Source organism: Corynebacterium uberis, assembly GCF_020616335.1.
Classification (GTDB): domain Bacteria; phylum Actinomycetota; class Actinomycetes; order Mycobacteriales; family Mycobacteriaceae; genus Corynebacterium; species Corynebacterium uberis.
The window spans coordinates 1300340-1317839 of record NZ_CP085051.1 but is presented as its reverse complement, the minus strand read 5'-3'; the positions used below and the strand labels follow the sequence as shown (position 1 = coordinate 1317839).

Annotated in this window: 13 protein-coding genes; 4 read left to right on the top strand and 9 right to left on the bottom strand. The window is 65.1% G+C overall.

All coding sequences use genetic code 11. The features are described from left to right. Nucleotides 1–53 precede the first annotated feature (53 nt). The 3 genes from tpiA (at nt 54) to secG (ending at nt 4041) form a co-directional block, all read left to right on the top strand. A complete protein-coding gene (gene tpiA, locus LH390_RS06110) occupies nt 54–836 on the top strand; it encodes a triose-phosphate isomerase (protein ID WP_227337349.1) in 783 nt (260 codons plus the stop codon). A gap of 117 nt (nt 837–953) precedes the next feature. After that, nucleotides 954–3743: a phosphoenolpyruvate carboxylase gene (gene ppc, locus LH390_RS06105; RefSeq protein WP_399524674.1), complete on the top strand. Its 2790-nt coding sequence runs from the start codon at nt 954–956 to the stop codon at nt 3741–3743. A 64-nt stretch (nt 3744–3807) separates the two neighbouring features. Continuing rightward, nucleotides 3808–4041, top strand: a complete 234-nt coding sequence (secG, locus tag LH390_RS06100) for a preprotein translocase subunit SecG (protein WP_227282144.1) — start codon at nt 3808–3810, stop codon at nt 4039–4041. 80 nt (nt 4042–4121) lie between these two features. Here the strand turns inward: secG and pgl are convergent, their stop codons facing one another. The 5 genes from pgl to tkt form a co-directional block, all read right to left on the bottom strand. Further along, nucleotides 4122–4868 carry a 6-phosphogluconolactonase gene (pgl, locus tag LH390_RS06095; RefSeq protein ID WP_227282145.1) on the bottom strand — a complete coding sequence of 249 codons (747 nt, stop codon included), beginning with the start codon at nt 4866–4868 and terminating at the stop codon, nt 4122–4124. 21 nt (nt 4869–4889) lie between these two features. Then, nucleotides 4890–5831, bottom strand: a complete 942-nt coding sequence (locus tag LH390_RS06090; RefSeq protein ID WP_227282146.1) for a glucose-6-phosphate dehydrogenase assembly protein OpcA — start codon at nt 5829–5831, stop codon at nt 4890–4892. Nucleotides 5832–5910: 79 nt separating this feature from the next. Beyond that, nucleotides 5911–7452: a glucose-6-phosphate dehydrogenase gene (gene zwf, locus LH390_RS06085; RefSeq protein ID WP_227282147.1), complete on the bottom strand. Its 1542-nt coding sequence runs from the start codon at nt 7450–7452 to the stop codon at nt 5911–5913. Between the two features lie 170 nt (nt 7453–7622). Then, nucleotides 7623–8705, bottom strand: coding sequence for a transaldolase (tal, locus tag LH390_RS06080; protein ID WP_227288170.1), 1083 nt, complete (start codon nt 8703–8705; stop codon nt 7623–7625). Between the two features lie 67 nt (nt 8706–8772). Continuing rightward, entirely contained in the window at nt 8773–10872 is a 2100-nt protein-coding gene (gene tkt / locus LH390_RS06075; RefSeq protein WP_227282149.1) for a transketolase, read from the bottom strand. 437 nt (nt 10873–11309) lie between these two features. On the opposite strand from tkt, the gene LH390_RS06070 reads away from it, so the two are divergent. Further along, nucleotides 11310–12242, top strand: a complete 933-nt coding sequence (locus LH390_RS06070) for a heme o synthase (protein WP_227282150.1) — start codon at nt 11310–11312, stop codon at nt 12240–12242. Between the two features lie 309 nt (nt 12243–12551). Here the strand turns inward: LH390_RS06070 and LH390_RS06065 are convergent, their stop codons facing one another. The 4 genes from LH390_RS06065 to mptB form a co-directional block, all read right to left on the bottom strand. Beyond that, nucleotides 12552–13538, bottom strand: coding sequence for a COX15/CtaA family protein (locus LH390_RS06065; protein WP_227282151.1), 987 nt, complete (start codon nt 13536–13538; stop codon nt 12552–12554). Nucleotides 13539–13805: 267 nt separating this feature from the next. Beyond that, nucleotides 13806–14606 (bottom strand): ABC transporter permease, encoded by an 801-nt coding sequence (locus LH390_RS06060; protein WP_227282152.1) that lies wholly within the window; start codon nt 14604–14606, stop codon nt 13806–13808. Between the two features lie 3 nt (nt 14607–14609). After that, nucleotides 14610–15596: an ABC transporter ATP-binding protein gene (locus LH390_RS06055; protein ID WP_399524678.1), complete on the bottom strand. Its 987-nt coding sequence runs from the start codon at nt 15594–15596 to the stop codon at nt 14610–14612. 6 nt (nt 15597–15602) lie between these two features. Continuing rightward, a complete protein-coding gene (mptB, locus tag LH390_RS06050; RefSeq protein WP_227282153.1) occupies nt 15603–17318 on the bottom strand; it encodes a polyprenol phosphomannose-dependent alpha 1,6 mannosyltransferase MptB in 1716 nt (571 codons plus the stop codon). Nucleotides 17319–17500 lie beyond the last annotated feature (182 nt).

The window sequence follows — 17500 nt, the reverse complement described above, 5'->3', positions numbered from 1 at the left end:
CCAGCCCGCCTAGCACTGCTGTTTCCTACAAGCACAACGAAAGGTGCCCCACTATGGCACGTAAGCCGCTGATTGCCGGCAACTGGAAGATGAACTTGGACCATCTGGAGGCCATTGCCACCGTGCAGAAGCTGGCCTTCGCTCTGCCCAAGGAGTACTACGAGGCCGTGGATGTGGCGCTGACCGTGCCGTTCACGGATCTGCGTTCCGTGCAAACCCTCGTCGAGGGAGACAAGCTGGCCATCACCTATGGCGCGCAGGATGTCTCTGGGCACGAGTCCGGCGCCTACACCGGTGAGGTGTCCGCCGCTATGCTCGCGCGCCTGGGATGCTCCTGGGTCGTGGTGGGCCACTCGGAGCGTCGGGAATACCACCAGGAGTCGGACGAGCTGGTTGCCGCCAAGGCGAAGGCCGCGCTGGGCGCTGGCATCAGCCCCATCGTGTGCGTGGGCGAGCCGCTGGAGATCCGGGAGAAGGGCACCCACGTGGACTACGTGGTGGAGCAGACCCGCAACTCCCTGGCCGGCCTGAGCAAGGACGAGCTGGAGCGCGTGGTCATCGCCTATGAGCCCGTGTGGGCCATTGGCACCGGCAAGGTGGCCTCGGCCGCCGATGCGCAGGAAGTCTGCCACGCGATCCGTGGCCTGCTGGAGGAGCTTGCCGACGCCCCGACCGCGGCGTCGATACGCATCCTTTACGGTGGGTCCGTCAAGGCCGAAACGGTCGCTGAGATCGTCGGGCAGCCCGACGTTGACGGTGGTCTGGTCGGCGGCGCCTCCCTCGATGGTGAGGCGTTTGCCAAGCTGGCCGCGAACGCTGCCGGAACGGTGCGCTAGTCTCGCCGGCACCCGCCGCACAAGCCCCCGAGCGCTACGCACGTGCCTCGGGGGTTTTGTGGGCTCACAGGCCTTGAAAAGGGCCGCAATCACTGGCACATACTGTGTTGGATAAGGATGGTATTTCCCGTGGAAGAAGAGCTTTCGCGTTCCGCGCAATGTCTCCAAGAAGACATTAGACACCTGGGACGTTTGCTCGGTGACGTCATCGCCTCGCAGGAAGGCGAGGAGGTCTTCGAGCTGGTGGAGGGCGCGCGCCAACTGGCGTTTTCCGTCGCCCGCCAGGAGGCCGATATTGACGATCTCCGGGCCATGTTCGAGGGCATCAAACCCCAGGACGCGGCACCCGTCATTCGCGCCTTTAGCACCTTTGCCCTCATGGCGAACCTGGCCGAGGACCTCAACGATGAAGCGGACCAGCTGCGGCGCGCGCAGGAGGGCAAACCGGCGGCCCCGGCGACCCTCGGGGCGACGTGGGCAGCCCTGGAGCGCGCCGGACAAAGCCCGCAAGAATTGGCCGACGCCGTGCCCCACATGCTGGTGGCCCCGGTGCTCACCGCCCACCCGACGGAAACGCGGCGGCGCACGGTCTTTGATGCCCAAAGCCACATCGGCCGGCTCATGCGCCGCCGCCATGAGGTGCTGCGCCAGCCGCGCAACGCGCTGACAGAGCGCGAGCTTGATCGCATCGATCACGATATTTCCCGGCGGTTGACGCTGCTGTGGCAAACGGCCCTGATTCGGGTGGCCCGGCCGCGCATCGAAGACGAGATCGAAGTGGGCCTGCGCTACTACAAGCTCAGCCTGCTCGAGGAGATCCCGCGCCTCAACCTGGACGTGCGTAATCACCTGCGCAGCCTCGGCGTGGATACCGGAACCCACGCCATCGTGCGCCCCGGATCCTGGATCGGCGGCGATCACGACGGCAACCCCTACGTCACCCACGCCACGGTGGACTATGCCTCCTGGCGGGCGGCCCAGACGGTGCTGCGCTACTACCAGCGCCAACTGCACAAGCTTGAGCATGAACTCAGCCTGTCGGACCGCATGACGCAGATGAGCGCCGAGCTGTATGACCTGGCGGATCGCGGGCACAATGACGTTCCCAGCCGTGTCGACGAGCCCTACCGGCGCGCCATCCACGGCGTCCGGGGCCGCATTCTGGCCACGGAGGCAGACCGCATCAACCCCGATGCGGTGGAAGGCAGCTGGTACCAGGACCACCGGCCCTACGACAGCGTCGCGGACTTCCGCCGTGACCTGGGGATCATTGATACGTCCCTGCGGGCGGGCGGAGACGCCATCATTGCCGATGACCGGCTGGCCCGGCTCATCTGCGCGGTGGACACCTTCGGATTCCACCTCTACTCGATTGACCTGCGGCAAAACTCGGAAAGCTACAGCGCAATCCTGAGCGAACTGTTCCGGCTCTCCCACGTCACCCCCGACTATGAGGCGTTGAATGAAGAGGACAAGATCGCGCTGTTGGTCGCCGAGCTGTCGAGCCCCCGGCCCCTCGTGCCCGCCGGAAAGGTGGAGCTGAGCGAGGAGACCGTCCGCGAGCTGGGAATTGTCAGACAAGCCGCGGCGGCCGTGGAGCGCTACGGCACCGAGATGGTGCCCCACAGCATCATCTCCATGGCCGAATCCGTCAGCGACATCCTGGAACCGATGATCCTGCTCAAGGAGGTTGGCCTGCTGCGCTGCCAGGACTCCACCCTCGTGGGGAGCCTGGACATTATTCCGCTGTTTGAAACCATCGAGGACCTCCAGCGCGGTGCGGAAATCCTGGAAAAGCTCTGGGACATCCCGCTCTACCGCAGCTACCTCAAGGGACGCGGCGACACCCAAGAAGTGATGCTGGGCTACTCGGACTCCAACAAGGACGGCGGCTACTTCGCCGCCAACTGGGCGCTGTACCGCGGGGAGCTGCAACTGGTGGACGCCTGCGCACGCCGCAACATCCGGCTGCGCCTCTTCCACGGCCGCGGCGGAACCGTGGGCCGCGGCGGCGGGCCGTCCTATGACGCAATTCTGGCCCAGCCTAAGGGCGCCGTCTCCGGCTCGGTGCGCATCACCGAGCAGGGGGAGATCATCTCCGCCAAGTACGGCACCGAGGAGACCGCCCGGCGCAACCTGGAGGCCTTGGTGGCCGCCACGCTGGAATCTACTGCCCTGGACGTCAATGACCTGGACGATCCGACCCGGGCCTACGAGGTCATGGAGTGGCTGTCCCAGGCCAGCCAGGAACACTACGGCGCATTGGCGCACGAGGACCCGGGCTTTATCCAGTACTTCACGCAGTCCACCCCCGTCCGCGAGATCGGCTCACTCAACATCGGCTCGCGGCCGTCGTCGCGCAAGCAGACGGAAAGCCTGGATGACTTGCGGGCTATTCCGTGGGTGCTGTCCTGGTCGCAGTCTCGCGTCATGCTGCCCGGCTGGTATGGCGTGGGCACCGCCATCAAGCGCTGGCTCGACGCCGGCGACGACCGGGACGCGCGCCTGACAGAGCTCCAGCAGCTCTACCAAAACTGGCCATTTTTCAACTCGGTGCTGTCCAACATGGCGCAGGTGATGAGCAAGGCAGAAATGGGCCTGGCCCGGCTGTACTCCCAGCTTGTCGACGCCCCCGAGGTCGCCGATCGCATCTACTCCTGCATCTGCACGGAGTACGAGCTCACCCGAGACATGTACTCAGAGATCACCCAGACCGATGATCTGTTGGGGGATAACCCGCAGCTGTCCCGGTCGGTGCGCTCGCGCTACCCCTACCTGCTGCCGCTGAACATCATCCAGGTGGAGCTCATGCGCCGGTACCGCAACGGCGACGAGTCTGATGAGGTGGCCTCCGGCATCCAGCTGACCATGAACGGCCTTGCCACAGCCTTGCGCAATTCGGGTTAGCCGTGGTGTAGAGTAGAGCAAGTTCGAATCACGAGCCGTAAAACCAGAGGTACAAAGGATAGTTATGATTCTGGCCCTTGAGATCATCCTCGTCGTCGCTGCTGTGCTCATGACCATCTTCGTCCTGTTGCACAAAGGCAAGGGCGGCGGATTGTCTAGCCTCTTCGGCGGCGGCGTGCAGTCTAACCTGTCCGGCTCCACGGTCGTGGAGAAGAACCTGGACCGCTACACCGTGATCGTGGCGCTCATCTGGTTGCTGTGCATCATCACCCTCAACCTGCTGGGTACCCGCGGCTAACGGCGCGCTAGACGTACCAAGGGCCCTACCCCTGCCTGAACCGGCAGGTGGTAGGGCCCTTTTCGCGGGCGAGTGGCGGATTATTCCGCGATGAGTCCCGCGGCGTCTTCAGACACGTACAACACGGTCTGGGCGCTGCCGTGCGCGCCGGCTGCGGGCCACTGCTCCGGGGAAGCACCCGCGACCACGGCCGCCGCCGCCTCGGCCTTCTCCGCGCCCGAGACCAGCAGCCACACCCGCTCCGCCCGCGCGATGGCCGGAAGCGTGAGCGTGCCACGCTGCGCCGGGGGCTTGGGCGAGTCCGTTACCGCCACGCACAGCGCCTCCTGCTCGGCCACCGCACTGGTGTGGGGGAACAGCGAGTTGATGTGCCCCTCCGGGCCCATGCCCAAAAGATGCAGGTCAAAACCTTGAGGAGCGAACTTCTCCAGGGTGTGGGTGTAGGCCGCAACGGCATCGTCTAAGCCCAGTTGTTCCATCTGCCACCCGTGGATGGTCGCGGCGGGGGCGGGGACGGCGTCGAAAAGCGCTTCCCGCGCCTGCCCTTCGTTGGACTCCGGATCGGAGACCGCAACGTTGCGCTCATCGCCGAAGAAGTACTCCACCCGCGAAAAATCGATGAGCGGCTCGCCCTTGCTATCTACCTGCTCGGCAAGGCGGCGCAGCATCCCAATGCCATTGGAGCCGCCGGTAAGCACCACCCGGGCGATGCCATCGCGGTGCCGACCCCCGTGGGACTTCTGAATGTGCGCAATGACCTGGGCGCAGTCGTGCGCGGCGGCGTCGATGAGCTCATCTTGGGTGGGAAACTGAGTAACGGTGATCAAGACGAAGGAATTCCTTCCAAGCTAGTGTGCGGGGCGGACAGAAGACAGAGCGCTGAGCGCGTCAGCATAGCCCAGGTCCGGGTCGAGGTGGCGCAGCTCCTCGGACAGGCAGTCGGCGGCGGAGCGGGGGTTCATGGCAACCAACGATTCCGGGCGCCCCGGTACCCGCACAGTCACCGTCCCGCCGAGGCGGTTATAAATGGTCACCGGCCCGGAGGCTCGATTCATGGTCAGCTCGCAGGCAGACAGCTCGGTGGTGCCCGGGTCCTCGGCAAGCTCCGCAATGACGCCGCGCTCGACCGGGCATTCCAGGCGGTCGGCCAGCCAGGCTGCCGCCAGGTCCACGCTCACGCTGGGCTCACCGCCGGCGATGTGCACGGACTCGACCTGCTCACACGGAGGAACGTCAAGAGAGGAGGCTACGATGCCTCGCCACTGCGTTAGCCGTGCCCACGCCATGTCCGAATCGCCGGCGCTGTAGTTTGCCGCACGCACGGACAACGGATCGCTGCGCCCATCCCGGCGCGAATCGGTGATCCTGCGCTGGGCGATGCGCCCCAGCGGATGCTCCGCCGGGCACTCCGGGCAGCGCGAGGGCCACCAGGCGACAATAGGGGTATCGGGCAACAGCAGGGGAGTGACCACCGCATCGGGATGCTGCGCGACCTGCCCGTGCAGGCGGATGATCACCAACTCGCTGGCTCCGGTGGATCCGCCGATACGGATCTGCGCGTCGATGCCAGACTGGTCCGAGTCACCATCATTGATCAACACCAACACGCGGGCCGGGTGCTCACGCGAGGCGTCAATGATGACGTCGATGATGGATTCAAGATCATCATCTGCGGGGGTTTCTACCAGCAGCGTGAGCACGCGGCCGGTGGTCTGCGCCGTGGTCTCATGGATTCGCTGCAGCTCCGCGACGATGGTGCTGGTGGACGTCTGAGGAAGATCAATATTCACTGGTCAAACCGGTTTCTATGGCAAGGCGAGGGGGACAAGAAGGCAGGGGGAGGCGCTGGGAATGAAAATAACAGTCACCCTAGGGGCGGCGCCACGTGCGGCCGGTGCGCTCCAGCATGACATCCGCGCTGCGCGGACCCCACGTGCCTGCCGCGTACTCATCCGGACGCCCGTGGGCAGCCCAGTACTCCACGATCGGATCAAGAATCTCCCAACTCAGCTCCACCTCGGTGTTGGTGGGAAACAGACTCGACTCGTCCAGCAGGGCGTCCAGGATCAACCGCTCATAGGCCTCAGGGGACTCCTCAGTGAAGGCCTCCGCGTAGGAGAAGTCCATGTTCACATCGCGGACCTCCATGCCGGAGCCAGGAACCTTGGAGCCGAAACGCATGAGCACGCCCTCGTCCGGCTGGATACGAATGACCACCGCGTTTTGGCCAAGCTCCGAAGTATCACCATCCCCAAAAGGCTGGTGCGGGGCGCGCTTAAACACCAACGCAATCTCCGTGACCCGGCGGCCAAGACGCTTGCCGGTGCGCAGATAGAACGGCACGCCAGCCCAGCGGCGTGAATTAATCTCCAGCGTGCAGGCGGCGTAGGTTTCCGTTGCGGACTCCGGATCGAAGCCATCCTCATCGCGCAGGCCCTGAACATGCTGGGAGCCTTGCCACCCGGCCGTGTACTGACCGCGGGCCGTGGTCTGCGATAGGGGATAGACGGGGTGCGTGGCGCGCAGCACCTTGATCTTCTCCGTGCGCAGCTGCTTGGGATCAAAGGCGATGGGTTCTTCCATGGCCACCAAGGCCAGCAGCTGAATGAGGTGGTTTTGGATCACGTCGCGCGCAGCGCCGATCGTATCGTAGTAGCCGGCGCGGCCACCGACGCCGATATCCTCGGCCATGGTGATCTGCACGTGATCGATGTAGTGGGAATTCCAGAACGGCTCAAAAAGCTGGTTGGCAAACCGCAACGCCATGATGTTCTGAACAGTTTCCTTGCCCAGGTAGTGGTCGATGCGGAAGACACAGCGCTCCGGGAAAACCGAGTTGACAATCCTATTGAGGCGTCGGCCGGATTCCTGATCATGGCCAAAGGGCTTTTCGATGATCACCCGGCGCCAAGAACCATCCGGCGCCTGCGCGATACCGGCACGCTCCAGCTGGTTGCACACGTCAGCAAAATAGTCCGGCGGGACCGACAGGTAAAACGCCCAGTTACCGCCAGTACCGCGGGTGCGATCCATTTCTTCGAGAGTGTGCGCGAGGCGATCAAACGCGTCATCATCGTCAAAGTTTCCGGAGACAAAGTGCATCCCCTCGGCGAGGCGCTGCCACACGTTGTCATGAAACTCTGTCCGCGCGTTAGCGCGCACCGCGGACAGGACATAATCCTCAAAGTCCGCCTTTGACCAGTCGCGGCGGCCGTAGCCCACCAGCGTAAAGCCGGCCGGCAGTAGACCACGATTAGCCAGGTCATAGACGGCAGGCAACAGCTTCTTGCGGGCGAGGTCGCCGGTGACGCCAAAGATCACCATGCCAGACGGCCCGGCAATGAGCGGGAGGCGCTTATCCCGTGGATCGCGCAAGGGATTGGGCACAGGCGAGGCTGCGGGAGTGCTCACGGTACTGAGGTGACCTTTCGGAAAAACTGAATAAGAATACGCCGCATGCGGTGCGCTCTAAACAATAGGCGGCGTGGCGCAAGATATGGAATCCTGGGGCGCGAGAAGGGCCAGTGATCGCTAAGATCACCGGCCCTCATCCACGCCACCAGCAGGTAGCGGTGAGAAAACTACTGCAAACGCGAGCGCATGGAATCAAGAAGCTCGGACCATGCGGTGACAAACTTCTCCACGCCTTCGCTTTCCAACGTCACGGCGACGTCGGCCAGATCAATGCCCACCTCTTCGAGTTGATCGAAGACGCCCTGGGCATCAGCGGCGGTATCGGTCAGCGTGTCACCGTGGACCCCACCGTCCGCCAGGACGGCGTCGATCGTCGCTTCCGGCATGGTGTTGACCGTGTTGGGGCCCGCAAGCTCGGTGACGTACAGGGTGGCCGGGTAGTCCGGGTTCTTCACGCCCGTGGACGCCCACAGCGGACGCTGGATGGTGGCGCCATCCGGCAGCTCGGCTGCGGCGAAGACGCGCTGGAACTCGGCATAGGCCAGGCGCGCGTTAGCCACGCCAGCCTTGCCGCGCAGCGCCAGGGCCTCCGGGGTGCCGATGGCCTCGAGCCTGCGGTCGACCTCGGTATCCATGCGGGAGACAAAGAAGCTGGCCACGGAGAAAATCTTGGACACGTCAAGGCCGGCCTTCGCGGCGCGGGTGATGCCCTCGATGTAGGCGTCCATGACCTCCTTGTAACGCTCCACCGAGAAGATCAGCGTGACGTTGACGCTGATGCCTTCGGCCAGGGCGTCGGCAATCGCGGGCAGGGAGCCCTTGGTGGCCGGGATCTTAATCAGGACGTTGTCGCGGCCGACCTTGTTCCACAGCTCGCGCGCCTGGGCCAAGGTGGCCTCGCGGTCAGCGGAGATTCGCGGATCAACCTCGATGGATACGCGACCATCGGCGCCACCGGAGCTGGCGAACGCGTCGGCGAAGATATCGCAGGCATCGCGCACGTCATCGATGCTCATGGCGTAGACGGCATCATCGACGGTAGAACCGGAGGCCTTCAGCTCACCGATCTGCTCGTCATAGGCCGTGCCCTTGGACATCGCGGCGGCGAAGATCGCCGGGTTGGTGGTGACACCAACGATGGACTTTTGGGCGATAAGCTCGGCGAGGTTTCCCGAGGTGATGCGGTCGCGGGAGAGATCGTCAAGCCAGGTGACGGTACCGGCGGCGGCAAGTTCATCAATGGGGTTCATAGCTGTCCTTTCACAGGCAGAGAAAAAGCGAGCGCTGCGGGCCTGCGCCCGCAGCGTGGGGGAGGCCCTAGGAGGCGTCGAGGGAGTCCTTCGCAGCCTGGTAGACGGCATCAGCAGTGATGCCGAACTCCTTGTAGAGCCGCTCATAGTCGGCCGAGGCGCCGAAGTGCTCCAGGGAGACGCACTTGCCTTGAGTGCCCACCCAGCGGTGCCATGGCATGGCCACGGCAGCCTCCACGGACACCCGCGCGGTCACGGCCGCCGGCAGCACCTGCTCGATGTACTCGGCGTCCTGCTCTGCGAACCAGTCCATGCAGGGTACAGAGACCACGCGGGTGGCAATGCCCTCCGCCTCGAGGCGATCGGCGGCCTCGATAGCCAGCTGCACCTCAGAGCCGGAACCCATGAGGATGACCGCGGGCTCCTGCGTGCTGGCCTCGCGCAGGACATAGGCACCGCGGGCGACGCCCTCGGCAGCCTTCTCTCGCGTGCCCTCCAGGACCGGCACGTTCTGGCGGGTCAGGGCAAGAGCCTTCGGGCCCTTGGTCGGGCAGTCCAGCGCCGCCTTCCAGGCGGCGGCGGTCTCATTGGCATCCGCCGGACGCAGCACCGCCAGGTTGGGGATGGTGCGCAGCGCCGCCAGCGTTTCCACGGGCTGGTGGGTTGGGCCGTCCTCGCCCAGGCCGATGGAGTCATGGGTCCACACGTAGTAGACGTTGGTGCCCATCAGGGCTGCCAGACGCACCGCGGGGCGCATGTAGTCCGAGAAGATCAGGAAGGTGCCGCCGTAGGGGCGGGTGCCGCCGTGCAAGGCGATGCCGTTGAGGATGGAGCCCATGGCGTGCTCGCGGATACCAAAGTGCAGGTTGCGCCCATACGGCTGCGCGGTGAAGGTATCCGTGGTGATGTCCTTGGGGCCGAAGGAGTCCGAGCCCTTGATCACCGTGTTGTTCGACCCGGCGAGGTCGGCGGACCCGCCCCACAGCTCGGGCAGGGTGGCGCCGAGGGCCTGAAGGACGGCCTCCGAGGCCTTCCGGGTGGCCACGCCCTTGGCGTCGGGCTCCCAGGTGGGAAGCTCGTCGGCCCAGCCGGCCGGCAGGGCGCCTTCACGCAGGCGGTCGAAGAGCTCCTTGCGCTGCGGGTTGGCCTGCGCCCAGGCGTCGAAACGCTCCTGCCACTCGGCGTGAGCGCGCGCGGCCCGATCGGCCAGGCTACGGGTGTGGGTGATCACGGACTCGTCGACGTCGAAGGTGCGTGCCGGGTCAAAGCCCAGGGCCTCCTTGACGCCGGCGACTTCCTCTTCGCCCAGGGCGGCACCGTGAACGGCGCCGGTGTTGGCCTTGGTGGGGGCCGGGTAGCCGATGACCGTGCGCACTCGGATGAAGGTGGGGCGTTGCGTTTCCTTCTGCGCGGCGGCGATGGCTTCTTCGATGGCGACGACGTCCTCGCCGCCCTCCACCTCCAGGGTCTGCCAGCCGTAGGCCTTGTAGCGAGCGACGACATCCTCAGTAAAGGCGATCTGCGTGTCATCCTCGATGGAGATCCGGTTGTCATCCCAGAACACGATGAGGTTGCCCAGCTGCTGGGTGCCCGCTAGCGAGCACGCCTCAGAGGTCACGCCTTCTTCCAAGTCGCCATCAGAGGCGATGACGTAGATGTAGTGGTCGAAGGGGGACTCGCCGGGAGCAGCTTCGGGGTCGAACAGGCCGCGCTCGCGGCGGGCGGCCATGGCCATGCCCACCGCAGAGGCCAGGCCCTGGCCCAGCGGGCCGGTGGTGATCTCCACGCCCTTGGTGTGGCCGTACTCGGGGTGTCCGGGGGTCAGCGCGCCCCAGGTGCGCAGTGCCTTGAGATCATCGAGCTCGAGGCCGAAGCCACCGAGGTAGAGCTGGATGTACTGGGTCAGCGAGGAGTGACCGCAGGACAGGACAAAGCGGTCCCGGCCGGCCCAGTTGGTGTCCGCGGGATCATGGTTGAGCACTCGCTGGTAGAGGGTGTAGGCCAGGGGGGCCAGGCTCATGGCGGTACCCGGGTGGCCGTTTCCCACGTTTTGGACGGCGTCCGCGGCAAGTACCCGGGCGGTGTCTACGGCGCGGGTGTCCGCGTCGGTCCAGTCCTCGGGGTAGCGGCGCGTGGTGAGGGCCTGAAGGTCGGGCGAGAGTGTCACTGTGAATACCTCACGTTCAAAAAGGTCGGTCAAAATCTGGTCGGCGGTGTGTGGAACTTGGCTGCTCCGCGGCGGGAAAGTGCCATACCATAATGATGGTACCTTATGGGAAGGTGCTGGAAGCTCGGCCCCGGCCATAGCGTGTCTTGGCGCACACGTGCCAGGTCCGGTGCGGCCGCGTCACAGACGTGTGAGGCAGCGCGGCCACCGTGGGGGAGCTAGCCCGGGCGCCGATGCGCACCCGCACGCCTAAGCACGATACAGTGGAGCGGATACGAAAGTAGTTAGAGTCAGTGCCAGACTGGCACAGCGCTGTGTCCCATGCTGGCTGGGAGGAAAACTTTCGGTGGCACCGCACAGTTGTCGACTCTAGCCTGGTACCAGCTTCGCTGCAGGTACCTTAAAGGACGCAAGAACCACGTTGGAGGCTTCTTTCCTTGAAGACCATCAAGGCCTACATCGCGCTCACTAAGCCGCGGGTGATTGAGCTGTTGCTCGTCGCTACCATTCCGGCGATGCTGCAGGCCGACCGTGGTGAAAACAACATTGTGATCATCCTGCTCACCCTCATCGGTGGCTGGATGGGCGCCGCGGCGGCCAACACCTTCAACATGGTCGCCGACTCTGACATCGACCAGAAGATGGGTCGAACCAGGGCGCGACCGCTCGTGCGCCACACGGTGTCCAACCGCAACGCCACGATCTTCGCGTGGACGATGACGGTGGTCAGTTTCTTGTGGCTGTGGCTGCTGTGCCACTCCCTGCTTGCGGCCTGCTTCATCCTCCTGACCATCTGGTTCTACATTTTCGTGTACACGAAGTTCCTCAAGCGCCGCACGCACATGAACATCGTGTGGGGCGGCGCCGCAGGGTGCATGCCCGTGGCCGTGGGATGGGCGGTCATCACCGATAACACCCCCGGTTCCTCGCCCTGGCAGTGGTGGCAGGCGCTGGTGCTCTGGCTGATCATCTTCTTCTGGACGCCCCCGCACACCTGGTCCTTGGCAATGAAATACCGCGACGACTATGACCGGGCAGGCGTCCCCATGCTCCCGGTAGTGCGCACGCCTGAGCAGGTTACCCGGCAAATCCTCTGGTACAGCTGGGCCACCGTCATCGTCTCGCTGCTGCTCATCCCGGCGGCATCCTGGATTTATGCGATCGGTGCCATTGTCACCGGCGGGGCCTTCCTGGTCATGGCCACCGCGCTGCACAGGGGCGTGCGCCGCGGCGAGCCCGTCAAGCCGCTGAAGCTTTTCATCCTGTCCAACAACTACCTGGCCCTGCTCTTCGTGGCCCTGTCCGTCGACGCGGTGCTGGGGTGGGAAACCATCGCCCAGTTCTTGGGCGCGGGCCCGCTGAACTTCTAGCAGACTGGCTCGGGCGCGACGTTTCCGGGGTGGGGGAGAACGGTTCGTGCTCGGATGCTAGGCAGAAGTTTCGGCCCACCGTGCCATGGCGCGCTACGCGGGCAACGCCAGCGACCCACGCCGCCAGCGATTCACATAGCGGCAACAGGCATGAAGAAACCCCCACCGCTGCCAAACCCTGTGGCTTACCCGGGCGGCCTCAACGCTCAAGCGAACAGGCGCGAGGCCGGAAACCGGAAGGATTGGGTGCTGCGGTGGGGGTGGGGGCGTCGATAAGCGCAATAGGCTTAAGCGGCGCGGGGAAACGGGCTAGGCCACCCGCGATGGCACTTCAGCGTCCCCAGCCGGCGAACCCGTCTTGGTGGCGCTACCACCCGTGCGGATAACGCCGTGGGCGTAAAGGAAGGCGGAAAATGCCGTGACCACGGAGGACATGCCAATGTGAATGGGCACCGTCCACCGCGGAACGCCGAGACGATACTGCGCAATGCCGATAGCACCCTGCACAACGATTAAGCCCATGAGAATAAGGCCGGTGCGCCGCGATTCTTGCGGAGCGGAGAAGCGGTAAAGCAAAAAGACCGTCGCGGCAGTCAGTGCGAAATAGAGGTACATCAGGAGCCCGTGAACGTGGGCCATGATGTCGATGTCTACCTCCAGGCGTCCTTCCATGCCCGCGGTAGCATCGCCGGCGTGCGGGCCGGCGCCGGTGGTCATCGTGCCCGTGACCAGCACCACCGCCAAGGCTAGCGCGGCGCTGAGCGCGCAGATGCGAACAACCTGCGGGAAGGTCTGTTCGACGACGCCGTCGTCAGGCTCCTGCACCCGCTGGTAGAGCAGCGCGGAGATCCACACCAGGATGATGGACGGCAAGAAGTGCAGCGCCACGGCCCACCACTGGAGGTCCAAATGAACCGAAATGCCACCGATGACAGCCTGCACAACAATGCCAACCGCGTTGATGATGCCGTACACCTTCAATTCGGTGCGCCGCTGCGCCTTGTATAGCGAATACAACACCGCCACAACAGAGGCCACAAGCACAAAGGTGAGAAGGCGGTTGCCAAACTCAATGAACTGGTGAACCAGCGGGGCAGCGCCCTGAACCGGAACAAGGGAGCCGGCGTGACAATTCGGCCACGTGTCACACCCCAGCCCAGAGCCGGTCACCCGCACGATCGATCCCGTGACGGTAATTCCCCCCTGCAGAATCAACAGGACCAAAGCCAACCGTCGCTGTACCGCGATAGTAGGGATCCTGGACAGGACTGAATTTGATGTCGTGGCTATACTCACGCCTTCTGAGTCTATAGCCTATGGCGCGAAAACCCGATTCCGTGAGGCGGCGCACACACATGAGCGGTGAGGGCGAAAGGGCATGCTCAGCTACCTTTTTGTGGGGAACCCGCGGCGGCTGACTGCACGGAAAGGCCTCCCGGACCGGGGCCATCCGGACGGGAAAGGGCCCGGGCGGGGCGAGGGGCAGGACGACAGGCAGGGCAAGGGCACGCCCAGCGCGCTACCGGGGAAATGCCAGCGCAGCGCCGCCGTAGAGCACCGCCTTTAGGAGGAGAAGCGGAACCAGCGGGTCGTCGCAGCGGAAACGGCTATGGCCCAGATGGCCAGGCTGGCCAGTTGAGGCCAGGGGACTGTTCCGGTGAAGGCGTCGGTCAGGCCGGAGGCCAGTGCGACGGAGGGGATGAGATCCCACCACGTGGTGCCGGTCAGGCCATGGGTGTACACGACGAACCCGACGATGCCCACCAGCACCACCCAGATGAGGTTGGCTAGTGCCAGCACGATCTCTGAGGACAGGGTCCCACCCATGAGCAGCCCCATGGCGGTAAACGCGGCGGCGCCGACGATGAGGACGACCGCCCCCATGAGCATGCCGAGGGGCGTTGTCCGCCACCCGAGGAACCAAGCCACAGCGCCGAGGATGACGGTTTGGAGCACCACCATGGAGGCCACGGCGATGATCTTGCCCACGATGATCGTCCATGATGGCACTCCGGAGGCGCCGGTGCGTTTGAGCGCCCCGTAGCGGCGGTCGAAGGCGAGGGCGATGGCCTGGCCGGTAAACCCGGAAGAGGTGGCCGCGATGGCGAGCATCATGGGGAAGCCATCGCGCATGGGGTCGTCGGTGTCCAGCACCGGTACGGCGGACAGTCCGAAGAGCATGCCCAGCGGGATGATGAGGCTGAGCAGTTGTTGCTCCCCGTGGCGCAGGAAGAGGCGGGTTTCCACGCGCCCTTGGGCCGCCACGAGGCGGGCGATGCTCGCCCGGCGGGGCGCGGGGGTGAAGGTTCCCGGCGCTGTGGTGCTGGCCGCGGGCGCGTGCGGTGTGTGCGTGTCTACAGCCATGACTTAGCTCCTCGCGTGCTGGTGGGTGATGTCCAAGAAGACGTCCTCCAGGCTGCGCTGGGCGACGTCGATGCTTCTGATGAGCACGTCTTGGCGGGCGAGTTCTGCGGTCAGCTCGGCGATGAGGCTCGGGGTGGGGGCGGCCTCAACGGTGTAGCGCAGCGGGCGTGTGCCCACCACCCGGTGGCCAACGGTCGCCTCAAGCTGCGCTGCGTCTGCGGCGCTGGCCGTTTCTACGATGATCTGATCGTGGGGTGCCCGGGTCAGTTCCGCGGGGGTGCCGGCGGCGACGGCGCGGCCGTGGTCAATGATCACCACGGTGTCCGCCAGGGATTCCGCCTCATCGAGCAGGTGGGTGGTCAGGACCACGGTGACGCCGTCGCGGCGCAGCTCCGCAATGATCTCCCACACCGCTAGGCGCGCCTGGGCGTCCAGCCCCGCAGTCGGCTCATCCAGGAACACCAGTTCCGGGCGGCCAACCAGTGCGAGCGCCAGAGAGAGGCGTTGCTGCTGCCCGCCGGACAGGCGCCGATAGGTCGTGCCCGCCGCCTCCCGCAGGCCCACAAGGTCGAGCAACCATTCAGGGTCTAAGGGATTGGCGTGGTAGGAGGCCGCCAGCTTGAGCATTTCGCGGACCTTGATACCCGAATACGCGCCGCCGCCTTGCAGCATGATCCCGATGCGCGCCCGCAGCGCTTCTGGGTGCGTGGCGGGATCCACACCCAGGACTCGAATAAACCCCGAGGTGGGACGCTGGAACCCCTCGCACATGTCAATGGTGGTGGTCTTGCCCGCCCCGTTGGGGCCCAGCAACGCCAGCAGCTGGCCGCGTTGCACCGACAGGGTTAAACCATCCACCGCCCGCTTGGAGCCAAATTGCTTGACGACGTCGCGCAGCTCAAGCGCCGCGTCACCGTGCGGCGGGGCGTCCCCGTCCGCGAAACCGGTGGCGTCGAGGCGTTGAGGCTCATCCTGGGTACTGGCAGTCACAGCGCCTTAGTCTAGGCGAATGAATCCCCAACGCCTCAACAGCCACCACACGAGCGCCAGGCAGCAGGTGAAAGCAACCGCGGACGCCACATAAATACTGAGCACTGTTGCCGGTGGCAAGGACAGCCCCCGGGGGAGCACAAAGAAGCTGAACGCGGCGGAATAAGCCACCACGCCGAGCCGGAAGATGCTGCGGTTCGCCCAGCAGGCCAGCGGCAGGATTGCCCAGAGGATGTACCAGGGCTGAACCACCGGGAAAAGCACCACCAAGACCAGGGTGGATACTCCCAAACCCCCGACGGGGTGGATGTTGCCCCGCAGCGTGGCAAACAGCAGCCGCACCGTGAACGCCCCGGCGACCAGCAGCCCGGCGCCGCGGGTGATTACCAGCATGGCGTCGGTGTGATCGCCTAGACCCAGCAGCATGCCAATTCCACCGAACACCACTCCGGTCTCGGTGCTCAGTGACATCCAGCTTCGGACGGTTGCGGCGCCGCCCTGGCTGCTGATCCACCCAAGGCTAATGCCCGTGACCGCGGAGACGGCAGCCACGGCGACCACGAGTCCTACAACCTGCACGGCAATGGCGGTCAGCAGCCGGGCCCAGCCGTGGCGCCACGGGCCCCGCGCCGCGTGCGGGAGTTTGCGCGCCAGCTCCATGCCCATAAAGCCCAGCGCCAAGAAGGCGGTGACCTTGACCATCCCCGCCATGGACACCAGGAGGGCAGACACTCCAACCAGAAGCCAACCGCTAGGCTTGCGCAGCTTTTCGACGCCGCGCAGCCCCAGCTCCAGCCCCACCAGCAACAAGCCCAGCATGAGGGACTCGTTGTGGATGCCGGCAATCAGATGCAAGATGGTCAGCGGGTTGAGGATTCCCAGCCAGACCGCGGTGGTCGGGTGGACCCCGCAGCGACGGGCCAGGCGCGACATTGCCCACCCGGCACAGGCAACCGCCGCGACGCTGACCAAGCGATGCGCGGCCACGCCGAGCACGATGGAATCGTTGGTGATAAAACTAATCGCTTGCGCCACGCCGAGCGCTACCGGGCCATAAGGGGAAGGGGAGTGGGCCCAAATGAAGGGGACGGAACGGGCCAGGTGGTTTTCCGGGCCGAGCAGATCAATAGGCCCCGCGGAATACACGTCCATCCCGGCGCGCACGATGGCCCCCTGCGCCAGGTAGGAGTAGATGTCCTGGGTAAAGGCAGGCGCCGTGATCACGATGGGTGCCACCCAGGCTGCGAAGGTGCGCCAGAGTACTGAGACCCCCACAATGCCGCTGCGGACGGTGCCCTCGGCGGCGTCGTGAAGCCGCAACCGCACTCCAGCCAGGGGTGCCATGCACACCCACGCGACAACCAGGGCGCCGATGCCCACGAAGGCAATAGCACAGGAAGCCTGGGGCATCTGCCCCAGCAGCGTGGCCCCAGGAAACGCCCCGTATGGGTTGCCCACCACAGGCAGCGCCCCTCCGCCCAGGATGCCCATGGCCAGCAACAAAGAGCCGACCATCCCCACCCACCGCAGCACGGCGAAGTGGAGGAGCTGCTTGGGGCGCAGACGCACGGCGGGTTGATCCACATCGGCGCCGCTGACGGCGGTCACCAGAGCGGAGTCAACGTGGAGTTCAGCGGAGCGTGAGCCCGCGGTGCCCAGGCGGGGAAGCTCTGTGATGAGTGCCTGCCACAGCACGGGTCCTTGGGAACGCACGGCATTCATCCTATTCTGACTGTGCAGGCAAACAGCAACGCAGACCAAAGTTCAGGGGGCGGGCAGAGGCGAGGAAATGGTCTGCCTATTGGGCTACGCTAACCTGTCTTGCGCAGGTCAGCGATTTAAGTAACACTTGTGTTGTCTAAAGACGGGCCCCAATCCGCCCGCGCCTGCAGGACACCCCCACG